17 protein-coding genes are annotated in these 16,008 nt (G+C 67.5%); 7 read left to right on the forward strand and 10 right to left on the reverse strand.

Going from position 1 to position 16,008, the window contains the following annotated elements; genetic code table 11:
- Positions 1-55: 55 nt before the first annotated feature.
- Complete coding sequence (locus ACN675_RS00690) at positions 56-1,282, forward strand: glycosyltransferase family 87 protein (RefSeq protein WP_420749066.1); 1,227 nt, start codon at positions 56-58, stop codon at positions 1,280-1,282.
- On the opposite strand, the gene ACN675_RS00695 is transcribed toward ACN675_RS00690, so the two are convergent.
- Entirely contained in the window at positions 1,252-1,581 is a 330-nt protein-coding gene (locus ACN675_RS00695; protein WP_420749067.1) for a branched-chain amino acid transporter permease, read from the reverse strand. The genes ACN675_RS00690 and ACN675_RS00695 overlap by 31 nt on opposite strands.
- Positions 1,574-2,266, reverse strand: coding sequence for an AzlC family ABC transporter permease (locus ACN675_RS00700; RefSeq protein ID WP_420749068.1), 693 nt, complete (start codon positions 2,264-2,266; stop codon positions 1,574-1,576). The genes ACN675_RS00695 and ACN675_RS00700 overlap by 8 nt, the downstream gene beginning before the upstream one ends.
- A gap of 136 nt (positions 2,267-2,402) precedes the next feature.
- Here ACN675_RS00700 and ACN675_RS00705 point away from each other — a divergent pair, with 136 nt between their 5' ends.
- Positions 2,403-3,143, forward strand: coding sequence for a M50 family metallopeptidase (locus tag ACN675_RS00705; RefSeq protein WP_420749069.1), 741 nt, complete (start codon positions 2,403-2,405; stop codon positions 3,141-3,143).
- A 161-nt stretch (positions 3,144-3,304) separates the two neighbouring features.
- On the opposite strand, the gene ACN675_RS00710 is transcribed toward ACN675_RS00705, so the two are convergent.
- On the reverse strand, positions 3,305-4,282 hold the full coding sequence (locus ACN675_RS00710; protein ID WP_420749070.1) for a pentapeptide repeat-containing protein: 978 nt from the start codon (positions 4,280-4,282) through the stop codon (positions 3,305-3,307).
- A gap of 227 nt (positions 4,283-4,509) precedes the next feature.
- Entirely contained in the window at positions 4,510-5,157 is a 648-nt protein-coding gene (locus ACN675_RS00715) for a cyclase family protein (RefSeq protein WP_420749071.1), read from the reverse strand.
- 146 nt (positions 5,158-5,303) lie between these two features.
- Between ACN675_RS00715 and ACN675_RS00720 the strand changes: the two genes are divergently transcribed.
- Positions 5,304-6,443, forward strand: coding sequence for an acyl-CoA dehydrogenase family protein (locus ACN675_RS00720; RefSeq protein ID WP_420749072.1), 1,140 nt, complete (start codon positions 5,304-5,306; stop codon positions 6,441-6,443).
- Positions 6,440-7,723 carry an acyl-CoA dehydrogenase family protein gene (locus tag ACN675_RS00725; protein ID WP_420749073.1) on the forward strand — a complete coding sequence of 428 codons (1,284 nt, stop codon included), beginning with the start codon at positions 6,440-6,442 and terminating at the stop codon, positions 7,721-7,723. The genes ACN675_RS00720 and ACN675_RS00725 overlap by 4 nt, the downstream gene beginning before the upstream one ends.
- Here the strand turns inward: ACN675_RS00725 and ACN675_RS00730 are convergent, their stop codons facing one another.
- A complete protein-coding gene (locus tag ACN675_RS00730; protein WP_420749074.1) occupies positions 7,724-9,136 on the reverse strand; it encodes an FUSC family protein in 1,413 nt (470 codons plus the stop codon). It lies immediately after the preceding gene.
- Between the two features lie 71 nt (positions 9,137-9,207).
- Here ACN675_RS00730 and ACN675_RS00735 point away from each other — a divergent pair, with 71 nt between their 5' ends.
- Positions 9,208-9,723, forward strand: coding sequence for a MarR family winged helix-turn-helix transcriptional regulator (locus ACN675_RS00735; RefSeq protein WP_420749075.1), 516 nt, complete (start codon positions 9,208-9,210; stop codon positions 9,721-9,723).
- 12 nt (positions 9,724-9,735) lie between these two features.
- Here ACN675_RS00735 and ACN675_RS00740 read toward each other — a convergent pair whose 3' ends face one another.
- Together ACN675_RS00740 and ACN675_RS00745 are read right to left on the reverse strand one after the other, a co-directional pair.
- Complete coding sequence (locus tag ACN675_RS00740; protein WP_420749076.1) at positions 9,736-10,197, reverse strand: hypothetical protein; 462 nt, start codon at positions 10,195-10,197, stop codon at positions 9,736-9,738.
- A 98-nt stretch (positions 10,198-10,295) separates the two neighbouring features.
- Positions 10,296-11,108 (reverse strand): DUF72 domain-containing protein, encoded by an 813-nt coding sequence (locus ACN675_RS00745; protein ID WP_420749077.1) that lies wholly within the window; start codon positions 11,106-11,108, stop codon positions 10,296-10,298.
- A gap of 113 nt (positions 11,109-11,221) precedes the next feature.
- On the opposite strand from ACN675_RS00745, the gene ACN675_RS00750 reads away from it, so the two are divergent.
- Positions 11,222-11,809 carry an HdeD family acid-resistance protein gene (locus ACN675_RS00750; RefSeq protein ID WP_420749078.1) on the forward strand — a complete coding sequence of 196 codons (588 nt, stop codon included), beginning with the start codon at positions 11,222-11,224 and terminating at the stop codon, positions 11,807-11,809.
- Between the two features lie 62 nt (positions 11,810-11,871).
- On the opposite strand, the gene ACN675_RS00755 is transcribed toward ACN675_RS00750, so the two are convergent.
- On the reverse strand, positions 11,872-12,279 hold the full coding sequence (locus tag ACN675_RS00755) for a PPOX class F420-dependent oxidoreductase (RefSeq protein ID WP_420749079.1): 408 nt from the start codon (positions 12,277-12,279) through the stop codon (positions 11,872-11,874).
- A gap of 143 nt (positions 12,280-12,422) precedes the next feature.
- Here ACN675_RS00755 and ACN675_RS00760 point away from each other — a divergent pair, with 143 nt between their 5' ends.
- Complete coding sequence (locus ACN675_RS00760; RefSeq protein WP_197251101.1) at positions 12,423-12,743, forward strand: GYD domain-containing protein; 321 nt, start codon at positions 12,423-12,425, stop codon at positions 12,741-12,743.
- 37 nt (positions 12,744-12,780) lie between these two features.
- On the opposite strand, the gene ACN675_RS00765 is transcribed toward ACN675_RS00760, so the two are convergent.
- Both ACN675_RS00765 and ACN675_RS00770 read right to left on the reverse strand, forming a co-directional pair.
- On the reverse strand, positions 12,781-14,607 hold the full coding sequence (locus ACN675_RS00765) for a flavin-containing monooxygenase (protein WP_420749080.1): 1,827 nt from the start codon (positions 14,605-14,607) through the stop codon (positions 12,781-12,783).
- Between the two features lie 76 nt (positions 14,608-14,683).
- A complete protein-coding gene (locus tag ACN675_RS00770; protein ID WP_420749081.1) occupies positions 14,684-16,000 on the reverse strand; it encodes an NtaA/DmoA family FMN-dependent monooxygenase in 1,317 nt (438 codons plus the stop codon).
- Between the last annotated feature and the right edge of the window lie 8 nt (positions 16,001-16,008).

Genomic DNA, 16,008 nt, shown 5'->3' on the forward strand with positions numbered 1-16,008 from the left:
GAGTTCACATGCCGTATCGGCTCCACGCCGTCTCGAACCCAGGGGGTGCACGCTCGTGCTGTCGTCCGAAATACGAATCCGGCCCGTGCAGTCGGCACTCGTCGCGCTGGGCCTGATCCTGTCGGCGATCGTCGTGACGAGGTACCTGCAAGATTCGCTCACCGAGTACCTGATGGACCTGGACGTGTTCCGCGATGCCGGTGAAGCGTTCCTCCACCACACTCCGCTGTACACGGAGGGCTTCCACACCAGCTCGGGTTTCCGGTTCATCTATCCGCCGTTCGCGGCGGCCCTGTTCGCGGCGTTGCCGCTCGTGGGCAGCACCACCATGCAGTTCCTGTGGACGCTCGGCCTGATCGCGCTGGTCTGGTGGGTGCTGAAGGTCGCGTTCGAACGCATGAACGTCGAACGCGCACCCCTGCTCGCCGCAGCCGCACTCGGGCCGGCACTGTGCCTCGAGCCGATACGGTCGAACTTCGCGTTCGGCCAGATCAACATCGTGCTCATGGCGCTGGTCGTGGCCGACTGCCTCGGGGTCGTCCCCCGCCGGTTCCGTGGGATCGGTATCGCGGTCGCCGCGGCCATCAAGATCACACCTGCGGCGTTCGGTCTGCTGCTGTTGCTGCGCCGGGACCTCCCGTCGGTGGCCCGCGCGGCCGGTGGGTTCATCGCGCTCGCCGCGTTCGGCTACTGGCTGCGGCCCGAGTCGTCGGTCTATTTCTGGACCCACGAGGCCTGGGCGACGGACCGCGCCGGCGATCAGGAGTTCTTCCGGAATCAGGCGCTGACCGGTCTGCTGGCCCGGTTCGACTTCTCCGAGACGGTCACCAAGGGCCTGTGGCTGACCGGAGCCCTCGTCATCGTCGCTGCGGCCGCGTGGGCCGCCAATCGTTTCCTGCGTTCGGACGAACCGGTGATCGCGCTCGGGGTGATCGCGCTCGCGACGCTGCTCGCCGCCCCCATCGCCGTCACCCATCACTGGGCGTACAGCGTGCTGCTCGTCGCGATCCCGCTCGCGCCGCAATACCGCCGCTGGTGGCCGGTCCTGCTGCCCGCCGCGCTCGTGTTCCTGGTCGGACCGAACTACCTGCTCATCGACGCGGCGTCGCACGGCTGGGTCGAGCAGGCCGTCCTCGAGTTGCTGGGCAACGCCCAGTGCCTGACCGGGCTCGCGCTGCTGGTCGCCGCCGTGATCGCCGCCCGGTCGCGTCGCGGATCCGAAACCTCCGGCGCACCCGCCGAGGAGACCGCTCAGCTCCAGAGCGCGCCCGCCACCACATAGGCGACGGTGCCGGCCACGGTGCTCAGCGCCGGACTGTGTCGCCACAGATGGACCGCGACGGTCACACCGAGCCCGATCACCGCGGGCAGCCACGTCGTCGCACCGGTGTCACGCAGCGTGTACATCACCAGGATCAACATGACTCCGGCCGGCATCGTCGCACCGAGGAATTTGACCACCGCCGACTCGCGCAGGAACGCGAGCGCCGCGAACGGCGCCGCGCGCAGGCCGACGGTCACCGCGAACATCACGAACAGCGACGCCAGCACGTAGCCGGCGCCGGGCACCGAGTCAGGCATGGGACACCCGATTGCGATAGACGAATCGGACGAGCAGCGCCAGCACGAACAACCCGAGCGCGACCGGAAGCATGACGTCCTTGGCGAGCACCAACGCCACCAGACCGCAGACCAGTGCGATCGCGGGCGCGGGCAGGTCGCGATTGATGCGGAAGGCATCGATCGCGAGCACCGTGCACAGCGCGGTGAGCGCGAATTCCAGTCCGGACAGGCCCGCAGGAAGGGCCGCTCCGATCAGCGCGCCGACCGTGCCCGAGGCCACCCACACCACCTGACACAGCACCTGCACGCTGAGGATCCGGGTACCGGTCAGCTCTTCACGGGGTTTCGGGGCAACGATCGCGTACGACTCGTCGGTAAGGGCGTACACGCTGTAGATCCGCCCGGCGCGGCTGCGGATCACCCGCAGCGGGAAGCTCAGGCCGTAGAACACGTGGCGGAAGTTGATCAGCAGCGTCGCCACCGCGAGCGACGCGAAGGGCGTGACCGCGCCGATCAGCCCGACCGCGAGGAACTCCATCGACCCGGCGTAGATGACGGTCGAGAAGATCGGCGCCCACCACCAGTCGAAACCACCCTGGGTCAGCACGACCCCGAACGCCAGACCCAGCGGGATCAGCCCCAGACCGACGGCCCAGGAGTCGGCGATACCGGCGCGGATCTGGGCGGAGCGACGGTCGGACACACGATTCAATCTATCGGTGCCGCCGATCCGCCGGTGTGTCCCCGGCGGCGCTCGATCTGCCGGTGTCCCCGGCGGCGGTCGCGTCGCGGCCTCCGCCGTACGATGACTCGTTCAGTTCTCCGACGGAAGGTGCCCCGTGTCCTCGACCCTCGCCTCGATCCCGGACGCACTGGGATCCGCGTGGGACGCGGTGTCCGCGGTCAGCGAGCCGGCCCCGCCCGCCCTGATCGTCACGACCGCCGTGATCGCACTCGTGCTGGTCACCGTGCGGCCGTTGTGGCTCGCGACGCGACACCTGATCACCCAGGCCCACGAAGGGTCGCACGCACTCGTCGCCCGTTTGGTCGGGAGGCGGCTGTCCGGGATCCGGCTGCACAGCGACACCTCCGGGGTGACCGTCTCGTCGGGCAATCCGCGGGGTCCGGGCATGATCGCGACCGCATTCGCGGGCTACGTCGGCCCGGCCGTGCTCGGATTCCTCGCGGCGACGCTGCTGACGCTCGATCGCCCGGCCGCCGTGCTGTGGTCGGTGCTGGCCGCGCTGGCGTTGCTGATCCTGCTGATCCGCAATCTGTTCGGTTTCCTGTCGGTCCTCGTCGTGGGCGCGGCCGTCGGGGCGGCGGCGTACTACGGGGATCCGGTCATCCGCTACACGGCGGCGTATCTGCTGACGTGGGTGTTGCTGTTCGGCGCGACCCGCCCGGTCGTCGAGTTGGCCCGCACCCATCGGCGCGGGGGTGGCGGGGGCTCGGACGCCGATCAGCTGCGGTGGCTCACGCGCATCCCGGCGGCCGTGTGGATTCTGGTGTTCGGTCTGGTCACGGCCGGGACCGCGGTGTACGGGACCGCGCGGATCGTGCTGACGCAACTGGTGTGACGGTGTGCCTTTCCAGCGGCTGGGGCCGCTGGTCATGAGCGATGCCGAAAAGGCCCTGCGGCTGATCGCCCTACACGGCAGGACTTCGCGACCAGCCGAGTTAGCGGCTGCGGGATGAGAATGAACACGCGCCCATCCCCAATAGCCTCGGACTTCCATGCTTAACGCTGCGGCCGACTCGGCGGCGCCTGATATCCGATAGGCCAGATTGTGCTTTGGTCGTCGTAGAAGATCTGAATCAGGATGGTGTCGTTGAGCTGCGCATCAGTTTCATGCGACATCGCTTCAGCGAGTCCAACCACTGAGGGTGGCACCATAACGTCCGGTCCGTCTGGACACACCGGCGTATAGGTGGTTCCGGCGAGTTTCGCGCCAGCAAGTTTCGCACCGGACAGGTCTGCACGGTACAGATTGGCACCCGTGAGATTCGTTCGCTTGAGACATGCACCGATCAGGGTTGCATACGTCATGTCCGCGTTGGTTAGGTCCGCGAAGTTCAGGGTCGCGACAGTTAGGTTCGCGCCGGTGAGTTTGGCTCTCTCAGTCAATTGGGCCTTCGTTAGATCAGTCTGAAAAAGAGACGCACCCGACAGGTCTGCATGGGGCAACTTTGCTTCGGAGAGGTTGGAGTAGGACAGATCTGCACCTGCTAGTTGCGCGTCCCCAGATAGATCTGCCCCCACTAGACACGTCTGCGAGAGGTCTACAGGCAAGGAACCATCGTGGCTAGGGTCACGCGTAACGATCGTAGTGAGAGCGGCTTGAATCTCCGCAGGGGGGCGGAGGTGTGTTGGCCCGGAAACGCAACTCTCGGACATAGGAGCGTGTACGCGGATGAACGCGCTAAGAACATCGATCACTGCAGGCTGATCAGTGGGGGACTGTTCCGCAATATTCGCCAAGGAATAGACTCCACCCAATCGCACGTCGGCTTTATCAGACGCGAGTTGTTCGACGGCCCTGCCAAACCGCTCGGCGATTTGTCCATGCTGGGTGATCTTGAGCGTCTCGTTTGCATTCCCCAGTGTTAGATGCGTGAACCACCCTCCGAGCACGACGCCAACCGCGGTGAACAATGCGCCAACAACCGCCGCGGCAGCCCCAACAGGCTTCCACCCAGACCACGTCCAGAAGGCCATTTTCCAAGTATCGAATCACGACTCGTCGTTTATGCGACGAATACGCTAATTGTCGACGGCACAAGAAGAGCGGTTTCGGCCCTCACCACCGGTGCGCCAAATCCCGCCGGTCACGAACCTCATGCAAGTTTGTTGCAGCCAGTGGGTCCGGTATGCGGTCGTGGTGCGATCACCGACGATGCCGGGAATCCCGGGATCGTCGGCGAAGCTAAGTAGACGCACGGGTATCAGGGTTCGAGTTGTATCGCCATCGCCCGGACCGGCGCGCCGTCGCCGTCGCGCAAGCGGATCGGCAGGATGCTGATCAGCGGGTCCGGGAAGTCGATCCGCCCGAGCCCGCACAGGTTCTCGCAGATGACGCCGCCGGCGTCGGCGATGAGCCAATGCGCGGGAAACTCACTGGCGCCGGTGGCATCGAGGCTCGGCGCGTCGATGCCGATCGTGCGCACGCCCCGGCCGAGGAGTTCACGGCACGCGTCGGCCGCCAGGTAGGGGTGGGCGAAGTACTCGTCGGTGCCGTAGTGCGCGTCCCAGCCGGTGTGCAGGAGCACGATGTCGCCGGGCCCGCACTCGGCGCCGCCCAGCAGGTCCGCGGTGATCGGGGCTCCCGCGGCCAGGCCGCGCACGTCGACGACGACACCGCGACCCACAAACAGATCCGGGGCCAGGCGGTCGACGGGTTCCCCGGCCGCGCGCATGTGCCGCGGGGCGTCGACGTGGGTGCCGGTCTGCGACCCCATGTCGATGCGCAGCAGGTTGTAGCCGTCGTCGCTCAGGGTGGCGTGCGGGGTGAGGACGGGCGCGGGATCGCCCGGGTAGACCTGGGTGTCCGCGGAGACGAGGCGGCTCAGGTCGACGATCCGGCGTACGCGCACCCGGCGATCGTATCCCCGTCGGCGGTGTCCTATCAGCTCGCAACCTTCGCATCAAGAGTGTCATTTTCAAATCTTGCAAGTATTGTTCTCTACTGCGAGAGCAGGCTATTTCGTACCGGGGTTGCGAGAGCAGGGGACGAAGACACATGTTGTGGGAACCGACTCCCGACCAGGAGTTCTTCCGAGACACCACCGCACGGTTCCTCCAGGACCAGGCGCCACCGGCGGAACTGCGCCGCCTCCGTGACGACCCGGCCGGGTTCGATGCCGGCTACTGGCGCCGCGGCGCCGAACTGGGCTGGACCAGCCTGCTCGTCGCCGAGGAACACGGTGGCGGCTCCCTCAGCGGCGCGGGCCTGGTCGACCTGACCTTCGTCGCGCACGAATTCGGCCGGCAGGCCGCGCCCGGCCCGCTGACCCCGAGCAATCTGGTGGCCGCGGCGCTGAGCGCCCACTACACGGACGCGCACGACAAACCGCTCGCCGCGCTGATCGCCGGCACGGCGACCGCTGCATGGTGCGTCGACGAACCGCGACCCGGAAGCCGTGCCGACGCGTCTCCGGTCGAGATCCGGGTCGAGGGCGACGAGGTCGTCGTGCACGGGACGAAACGTCCCGTCGAGGCCGCACCCACCGCGGACTTCCTGCTCGTGGCCGGCCGCACGGGCGACGGCCAGTCCCAGGTCCTCGTCCCGGCGGGCACCGCGGGTGTCCGGGTCACGCCCCTGCGTTCGATCGACGTGACCCGCCGCTACTCGGCCGTCGAGTTCGACGAGGTGCGTCTGCCGGTCACAGCACTGGTCGGATCCGCCGGCGGTGCGGTGTCCGACGTCGAGCACCTGCGACGACTCGCAATCGTGATCGGCTGCGCCGAATCGGTCGGCGCCCTCCAATCGGTGTTCGACCTGACAGTCGAATGGGCTTTCGACCGTTACTCGTTCGGCCGGCCGCTCGCCTCGTACCAGGCGCTCAAACACCGGTTCGCGGACATGAAGACGTGGCTCGAGGCGTTCCACGCCCTGGCCGACGACGCCGCCGCCGCGGTCGCGGCAGGAGCACCCGATGCTGCGGAATCGACCAGTGCCGCAAAGGCATACATCGGTGAATACGGTGGCCTGCTGATCCAGGACTGTGTGCAGCTGCACGGCGGAATCGGTGTCACCTACGAACACGACCTGCACCTGTTCATGCGGCGGGTCGCCGCGAACCGGTCGAGTCACGGCAGTCCCGCCGAACACCGACAGCTCATCGCCGACATCGCTCTGCAGCAGGAGGCCGTACAGTGACCCCCTCCCCCGAGAACACCGAGACCACCGAGACACTCGACGAATTCCGTGATCGCGCCCGCACCTGGATCCGCGCGAACCTGCGGCCCGCCGATCCCACCGCCCACATCGGCGTCCTGCGCGCCGAGGGTACGGACGAGGAGGAACTCGCCGCGGTCGCCCGCGAACGCGAACTGCAGCGCATGCTCTTCGACGCCGGACTCGCCGGCATCTGCTTCCCCCGGGAGTACGGCGGCCAGGGACTGACCCGCGCACATCAGCGGGTACTCGACGAGGAACTGGCCGGATTCGAGTACCCGGCCCGGCTGCAGTCACCCACGTTCGTTCCTTGTGCCGCAGTGCTTCTCGAATGCGGCACCGAGGAACAGAAGCGGCGTCACATTCCCGCCATTCTCAAGGGTGAAGAGATCTGGATGCAGTTCCTGTCCGAGCCGAGCGGTGGTTCGGATGTCGCGAGTGCCGTGACCACGGCCGTGCGCGACGGGGAGGACTGGATTCTCAACGGATCGAAGATCTGGACCACCGGAGCCTGGTGGTCGGACTGGGCCCTGTGCCTGGCGCGCACCAACTGGGACGTTCCCAAGCACCGCGGTCTCACCGTCTTCATGCTGCCCCTGAAACGCGAGGGCATCGAGGTTCACCGCATCGAAATGCTCAGTGGTTCGAAGGAATTCTGCCAGGAATACCTGACCGACGTGCGGGTGCCGGACAGCGACCGCATCGGCGAGGTCGACGACGGCTGGAGCGTCGGCACGCGCTGGATGTTCCACGAACGGATGCAGTCGAGTTCTCAGTTCGCAACCCGGCCGCCGGGCAGTTCCCGCGGCGGGTCGCGGATTTCGGAACTCGTCTCCGTTGCGTGCGACGCCGGTCGTCTCGACGATCCGATCGCCCGCGACCTCGTCGGCGAGGCCCGCACCCTGGAACTGGCGAAGGAAGCGCTGCAGCGGCGGATCGGCCGGGGCATCGCGACCGGCAAGATCTCCGACCAGGCGGCCGGGATCGTCCGGTTGATGGCCGGGACTGTCGCGACCCGGCTCACCACGATCATGTACGAGTTCACCGGAGCCGGTGGTGCCGCGTGGGACGACGACGACGGCGCTGTCGCGGAGGTCGGACACGATTACCTGATGCAGCAGGTCTGGTGCATCGCCGGCGGCACCACCGAGATGGCCCGGAACACCATCAGCGAACGCGTGCTGGGCATGCCCCGCGAGCGCACCCACGATCCGAACATCGCGTTCCGCGACATTCCGAAGGGCCGGTCCTCGGCCCGGTAGTCAGGACCGGGCGGGCAGGTGGTGGTGGTCGCCGCGCGCGATGGTGAGCGCGGCGACCACCACACCGACGACGACGCCGATGAGTGTGTCCCCGATGCGGCTGAGCGCGATGTCCGGTCCGATCGGCTCGCCGAGGCCGATGACCAGCAACGCCATTGCGGTGACCGCGATCGACGTGAGCGCGTAGTTCCGGGTTGCGTACAGTTCCGCCACCGTCTGCAGCGCGACGATCACGACGACGAGCGGCCAGTACCCGAGCGCGGCCGCGATCAGGATCGCGGCGAGCAGCGCACCGGCAACGTTCCCGAGCAATCGCTGGATTCCGCGCTGCACGGTCTGCCGGTAGTTGGCGCCCTGCAGGGCGGCCATCGCGCCCATCGTCGCCCACAGCGGATGCTGCAGTCCGGCGGCCAGCGCGATCCAGCCTGCGAGCAACGACGCGAGCAGCACCCGCTCGGCACCGATCACGATCGCGCGGTCGCGCAGACCCCGGGCGCCGGTCCGCAGGAAACTTTCGGGCCGGTCGGGCAGTGCGGCGTCGGCCGCATCGACGCGCGGGATCTCGATGTCGCGGCGCACCTTTCGCAACTCGGATTCGAATCGCGCGAAGTCGTCGCGGCGTGCACGGATCGTGTCGTGCGAACCCCCGTCGACGACCGCTTCTGCGGCATCGAGCAGGGCGAGCAGTTCATGGGTGTGCGGGCGACGGGGGCCGAGGGCGACGACCTCACGCGCCTTCACGATCGCCGCGCGTGCAGGCGCGACCGCGGACTCGCCGTCGTTCTCCAGCGCGGACACCGCGGCGAGTGCGCGGGCGACGGCGACGCGGGCGGGGCCGTGCGGGTGGTACAGCACCGGTGCCATGACGATCACCCAGCCGATGACGGCGCCGGTCGCGGCGGCGGCCACGGCCACACCGATGTCCGCGGCGGTGTCGGCGAATCCGGCGGCTCCGGCCGCGGCGAAGATGAGGATGACCGCGCCCGGTCCGATGATGCGGAACGCCGCGAGCAGCCAGAACGCGATCCCGGCGGCAACGGCGAGCAGCGCGATCTCCGCCCACATCGGCATTCCGGCCGCGCCGATGGCGGCGCCGAGCGCCACATAGACGACGACCCCGCCCCCGGCGCACGCGGACTTGGCAGCGAGCCGCCGATACGGTTCGTGTCGTCCGAACGCCGAGGACAGGGCACCGAGCGCCGCGAATCCCGCGAGGTGCGTCTGATCGAGCAGACCGCCGCCGATCAGGACGACGAGAATCGCCAACCCGACGCGCACCGCCGGGGCGACGACCGCGTCGGCACTCCGCACGTCGAGCGATCGACGCCAGGCGTCGGCGGACAACGAGTGCGCGAGTGCGCCGCCGGTGTGTCGCAGACGGCTGTAGGTCGGGTCGGTGGTCGAGGAAAGCACCGAGCCAGTCTAATACTTCACAGATGAAATAACTATGAATCGGTTGTGAAACGGATCGCTACACTGGACCCATGCCCGACGTACCCACACCCCCGGACGACTTCGTCGATCGAGTGAGACGCGCGTGGTCCGAGGCCTATCCGGATCTGAACACCCGGCCCATCGACATCATCGGCCGCATCATCCGGATCAGCTCGCTGTCCCTGAACCATCTCGACCACGAACTCACCGGAAGCGGTGTCACCCGAACGGAATTCGAGGTGCTGTGCGCGCTGGCGCGCAGCCCGCATCCGCTGCGCGCCAGCGAGGTCACCTCTGTCACCGGAATCTCGGGGGCCTCCACCACCAAACACACCGACCGGCTCGTCGGGCTCGGACTGGTCGAACGCAAACGGCTCGAACGCGACGGCCGAGTCGTGCTGCTCGAACTCACCGACGCAGGGCGGCGTGTCGTCGAAACCGAATACCCACGGCGCGTGACCCGCGAGATGCGCATGCTCGACGGTCTCTCGGACGACGAACTCGACACCCTCACCGACCTGTTGCGCCGGGTCGTGTTCAACGTCGAGCAGCAGACCCGCCCGTGACGACCGAGACCGTCAGGGCATCTCGACGGTCTGCTCCCGTTCGATCTCCCCGACCGCCCGGCGGATGTACTGCCGCGGCTCGACCTTGCGGGTCGCGAGCAGATCGGCAAGGACCACGATCCCCGCGGTGAGGTACTGCTCGGGCCTGGCCTTCGGCGCGTCCGGATCGGTCACCCCGAGCGCCCCGGTCAGCACCGCCACCAGCGCGTCGGGCGTTGCCTGCACGGAACCGCGGGCACACCGTTCGAACACGGCCTGAACGTCCTCACCGGCCAGACCGTCCGGATGCAGTTCCTCGAGCAGTTCGCGCATCATGCCCGAGTGCACCACTGTGACCTGCTCGTACGGCAACTCGACGAGAGCGCTCACCGCATCGGCGAACGCCGGTTCGTCGTCGGCCCGGGCCGCGCTCAGCGCAGTCTCGGTGGCATGCGCGATCTCCCGCGCGATCGTCGGCCAGTGCGTGGGCCACACAGTGTTCTCCTCGTCGGTGCTGCTTCGTCCGCCTCGCCGGTGCTGCTTCGCCCGCCCCGTCCGTGGCACGCATCAGTGTGCCGTCCGGCCCCGACACATCACAGCCGGCGCTGCAACGCGAGCGCGTCGTGCGGGGCGAAGCCCTTCGCGTCGTTGTCGAAATACACGTACACGTCGAGGCCGTCGGCGAGCCACGCCCGGATCCGCTCGGCCCACCGATCCAGCGCTGCGTCGCTGTAGCCGCTCACGTACAGCTCGGCGTCACCGTGCATGCGGACGTACACGAAGTCCGAGGTGACCTCGGTGAGGAAGGGGTAGCGGCCCGCGGTGTCCGCGACGACGAGCGCCACGTCGTGTTCGCGGAGCAGCGCAGCGGCTTCGGTGGTCGCGAAGGTCGGATGCCGAACTTCCATCGCGTACCGGAGAGGGCGATCGGCGTCGGCTTCGGTCCACGCTCGCTCGTCGGGAACCTTGTCCGTGTGGCGCGACGCCAGCGCCGCAGCCTCCTGCGTCGTGCGCGGCAGTTGCGCACAGAAACCGGCGATCCGATCCGGTTCGAACGCCATCGTCGGCGGGAGCTGCCACAGCAGCGGACCGAGCTTCGGACCGAGCGCGGGCACGCCGGACGCGAAGAAATTGGCGAGCGCCTCGTCGACGTCGACGAGGCGTTTGAGGTGGGTGACGAACCGGCCGCCCTTGACCGCGAACACGAAATCGTCCGGGGTACGGTCGCGCCAGTCCTCGAAGCTCGACTTGCGCTGCAGGCTGTAGAACGTGCCGTTGATCTCGATCGATCCCATCCGCTCGGCGGCGTACTCGAGTTCGAGGCGCTGCGGCAGTCCCGCCGGATAGAAGTCGCCGCGCCATCCGGGATAGCGCCAACCCGAGATTCCGACCCGTGCGCGGACCATCGCCCGACGATACCTCCACGACTCGCCCGCGAGAGGGCGCTCAATTGGGGCGCATCGCCCCGTAAGCAGGCATACGCTGTGCCGGGAGACAAGATCAAAAACCAGGAGTGCTCATGTCCGAGGCCGCTGCCACCCCAAGTGATCCGTTCCGTTCCCTCTTCAAACAGATCTGGTGGATCGTTCTGATCCGCGGCATCCTCGCGGTGCTGTTCGGCATCGTCGCCCTCGTCTGGCCGGGCATCACCGTGTGGGCCCTCGTCGTCGTCTTCGGTATCTACGCGATCGTCGACGGCCTCGTGCTCGGCTACCACGCGGTCCGCGATCGCAGGACCCTCGACGGCTGGGGATGGTGGCTCGCGATGGCCGTCATCTCGGTCCTCGCCGGCATTGTGGCTCTCGCGTGGCCCAAGGCGACCGCGCTCGTACTGCTCTACATCATCGCGTTCTATGCGATCTTCTTCGGAATCGCCGGGGCCGTCGGCGCATTGCGGTTCCGGAAGGTCCCCGAGTCCGGATGGGTGGCATCGCTCATCGCCGGCATCCTCGCGATCCTGTTCGGCATCGTCCTGCTGATCTTCCCCGGCGGCGGCATCATCGGCCTGATCTGGCTGCTGGGCATCTACGCGATCCTGTTCGGCGTCCTGCTGATCGCCGTCGCGTTCCAGGCACGCAAGGTCGCGAAGGAAGCCGGCGTCGTCTGACATCCCCGGGTGACGGGTGCCTCTCGAGTTCGACGACAGAGACGCACCCGTCACCGAGGTGATCAGGCTTCCTTGAGCCGGCCCCACGCGTGCCAGCGGTCGATCTCGATCCACGCACTGACGCGCTTGCGGTCGCGCACGTAGTACGGCTTGCCGGTGTAGTGCCGCGCGATGCGGTCGATGTCGACGAGGCCCTCGTCGTCGACGATCTCGACGACCCGCCCCTGCACGCTCACGTGGGTGATCCAGTCCTCGGGGTCGAGCGCGCTGAGGCTCACTCGCGGATCGTTGCGCAGATGGTCGAGACGCTTGCGGCCCTCGTCCATGTTCACGAGGATGCGGCCGTTCTCGTAGACATACCAGGTGGGCACGGACACTGGCTGGCCGTCGGCACGCAGCGTGCTGATGGTCGCGTAGTTGGGCCGGGCGAGGAATTCGGCCACGGCATCGGGCAGCGGCGGCTTCGGCACGGCAACCCTCCCTTTCGATGAGATCTATCGGTGTCGTCACGAGCCTAGGCCAGCCCGAGCGGACCGATCGCGGCGAAACGGCCCCGCGGCGCGGCGTCCGGACCGAACATGGAGACAGTCCCCGACCCGAGGAGAACCGTCCCATGCCGAAATTTCTGTGGCAGGTCACCTACACCAGCGAAGGCGCGAAAGGGTTGCTCGGCGAAGGCGGTACCGCCCGCCGCGACGCGATCACCAGCATGGTCGAGAGTGTCGGCGGCAGCGTCGAATCCGTGCATTTCGCGCTCGGCGGCCACGATCTGTACGTGATCGGCGAGGTACCCGACGACATCGCCGCTGCCACCCTGGAACTGCGCACCATCGGTTCGGGTGCGGCCAGGTCGAAGCCGATCCTGCTGCTCACCCCCGAGCAGATCGACGAGGCCGTGCACCGGGACACCAGTTACCGGGCTCCCGGGAACTGATCTCCCGTCTCGGCACCGCGGCGTCAACACCGCGGCGTCACCGAAGCGTGACGCCGTCCATCTCTCCGTCTTCCCGCCAGCGGGCCAGCAGCTCGAAGAACTGCACCGGGCCACCGCCGTAGTTCGCTGCTGCGAGGCCGTCGGGATTGCCGATGTCTCCCTCGTTGTCGAGATAGCTGGGGGTGCAGTCCGCGTAGAAGGCACGGCCGGGGCCGGAGAGCTCGTTCATGGTGGCGACCCAGGCGTCCTCCGCCCGGAGATCGGCCTCGATCGTGGTGGCTCGCCGCGCGACCCATTGCTCGAGGAGATAGACCAGGTGACGGGCTCGTTCCTCGGCGGTGTGCGTGTAGTTGTTCGCGACACCGGTCTGCGTGTACCCGAGGAAGAAGCAGTTCGGGAATCCGTTGGACTGCAAGCCGTGGAAGGTGCGCGGTCCGCCCTTCCACTTGTCGCTGAGGTGAACACCGTCCCGGCCGACGATGTCGAATCCCGTGCGACGGGTGTAGCTGCTGCTGACGTCGTAGCCGGTCGCGAAGATCAGCGCGTCGACCTTGTACTCACGATCCCCCACGACGACACCGTCGCGCGTCAGGCGCTGGATCCCGCGCCCGTCCGTGTCGACCAGCTCGACGTTGTCACGGTTGAAGGTGGGGAGGAACTCGTCGTGGAACCCGACACGCTTGCAGAGGCGCTTGTACCAGGGCTTGAGGGCTTCTGCGGTGGCCTTGTCGGTCACGATGGCGTCGATCCGCGCGCGTACGCGTTCCATGGATCTGAAGTCGGCCTCGAACAGGAACTCGGCGATCTCCTCCGGGGTCATCGGTGCGCCCCGACGCTCGATCTCCTGCTTGATCGCCGTCTTGGTGACCTCGGCCGACACACGGGTCCAGCCGTCGTCGACGAGGTCGGTGTGATGCTCCACCCCGGCCGTGTAGCGGGTGAAGTTCTCCATCCGCTCACGTTGCCATCCGGACCGGAGGCTTGCTGCCCATTGCGGGTCCGTCGGTTTGTTGCCCCGTTCGTCGACGGCGTTCGGAGTCCGCTGGAACACGTAGAGTTTCCCGGCCCACCGACCGAGATGGGGCACCACCTGCAGACCGGTGGCGCCGGTACCGATGATGCCCACGGACTTGTCCTGCAGCCCGGTCAGCCCACCGCTCTCGTCTCCCCCGGTGTAGCCGTAGTCCCAGCGGCTGGTGTGGAAGGTATGACCTTCGAATTCGTTGATGCCGGGGATGCCCGGCAGCTTGGGCCGCGTGAGCGAGCCCGGTGACACGACCACGATCCGCGCGTGGATGCGGTCACCCCGATCGGTCTTCACGATCCAGCGCTCGGCGTCGTCATCCCAGTCCATCTCCTTGACGGTGGTGTGGAAGAGCGCGTCGCGCACCAGGTCGTACTTGTGCGCGATCGCCGTCAGGTGCTCCCGGATCTCGGATCCGTAGGCGTACTTCTGCGTGGGGATGTAGTTCATCTCCTCCAGCAGCGGCATGTAGATGTAGGACTCGATATCGCACTGCACACCGGGATAGCGGTTCCAGTACCAGGTTCCGCCGACGCCGCCGGCCCGGTCGACCAGCCGGATACCGTCGAGGCCGGCCTCGCGCATCCGTGCCGCCGCGATCAGGCTGCCGAGACCCGCGCCGATCATCAGGATCTCGACCTCGTCGTTCACGGGGTCGCGCTCGACCCGCTCGGTGTAGGGGTCGTCCTCGTAGTGCGAGAAGTCCGCCGTGACCGCGATGTACTGCTCGACTCCGTCGCGCCGCAGTCGCTTGGCGCGCTCGTAGGCGTGCTTGGCGCGCACCCAGTCCGGGTCGAAGCCCTCGGGTTGAGGTCCCGGTGGCGTCAACGTCTCCGGCATGTCGGTTCCTTTCGGAGTCTCAGCACGTCCCCGCGCTACTCGGAGTGGTTGTCACGGACGGCAATTCGGATGGTCGTCACTCCCCGCCGGCGAAGCGTTCCCGTAGCGGTCGATCGTCGGGAGTTCCCCGGTGGATGCCGCGGTCGATCAGCCGCGGAACCACCTCGTCGATGAACTCCCGGACCGATGCCGGTCCGACGGGGAACATGAGGTTGAACCCTCCGACGTTGCCGTCGGTGAACCACCGATCGAAATCGTCGACGATGTCGTCGTAGGAACCGACGAACTTGCGGTGCTGGGCTCCGCCCCGCCCGAGCGATTGTGCCGCGACATCGCGAACGGTTGCGCCGGGATGCGCCTCGATCCAGTCGTAGAGTCCGACGTAGTTCCCGAAAGTGCTCTTGACGGTCGCCTCGACGTCGGCCGGTTTCGGCAGCAATTCGAGCGGGAATCGGTCGTCGACGCTGTCGTACGGCACCTCCAACCCGAACTGGGCCAGCGCTTTCGGCGCGACACTCTCCCACGGGACGTAGTCGTCGAGCGCGTGCATCTTCTCCTCGGCCTCGCGTGCGGTACGCCCGATGTACGGGATGAGCCCGGGGACCGCCGGAACGCTTCCGGCCGGACGTCCGGCGTCCGCGAGCGCCTTGTCCAGGTCCTCCCGGTACCGTGCCGCACGCTCGCGGGTGGTCGCGGCCGTGAACACCATGTCCGCGTGCCGGGCGGCGACCTTGATACCCGGACCCGACCCGCCGGCCTGAGCGACCAGCGGCCGTCCCTGCCGGCTCGGTGCAACATTCAACGGGCCTCGGACACTGAAGGATTCGCCCTTGTGGTCGATCGGAGCGGCGTAGTACCGCGTCACACCGTCCGGGTCACGACGCACCTCGCGATTCGCCCACAGGGCCGCGGTCACGTCGAGAAATTCCATGGCTCGGCGGTATCTGATCTCCCGATCGGGGTGACCGTCCCGGCTGTAGTTGAGCGCATGCGCGTCACCGACGGTGGTGACCGCGTTCAGCCCGGCGCGGCCGTCGGACGCCTGGTCGAGCGACGCGATGAGGCGAGCGAGGGTGTACGGATCGTAGAACGTCGTCGACGCGGTGGCGATGAGACCGACGTGCGTGGTCTCACGGGCCATCGCGCTCAGCGCGGTGATCGGCTCGGCAGGTCCCCCGTCGAAGGCCGGTGAGCTCGGCATGCCGGGCACGTCGCCGAGGAAGACTGCGGTGAAGAGTCCCTCGTCGCCTAGCCGCCCGTAGGCCATGAGCCGTTCGAACGGGTCGGTGAGCGTCGTGTCGGCGTGGTGACGCTGTTCGTACGCGGGGGCGCCGAAATGCAGATTGATGTCGTTACCGACCAGGTTGAGATGGAGATGCCGCCGTTTCGCCATGAGCCGCC

The organism is Rhodococcus sp. O3 (assembly GCF_048897285.1).
Classification (GTDB): domain Bacteria; phylum Actinomycetota; class Actinomycetes; order Mycobacteriales; family Mycobacteriaceae; genus Rhodococcus.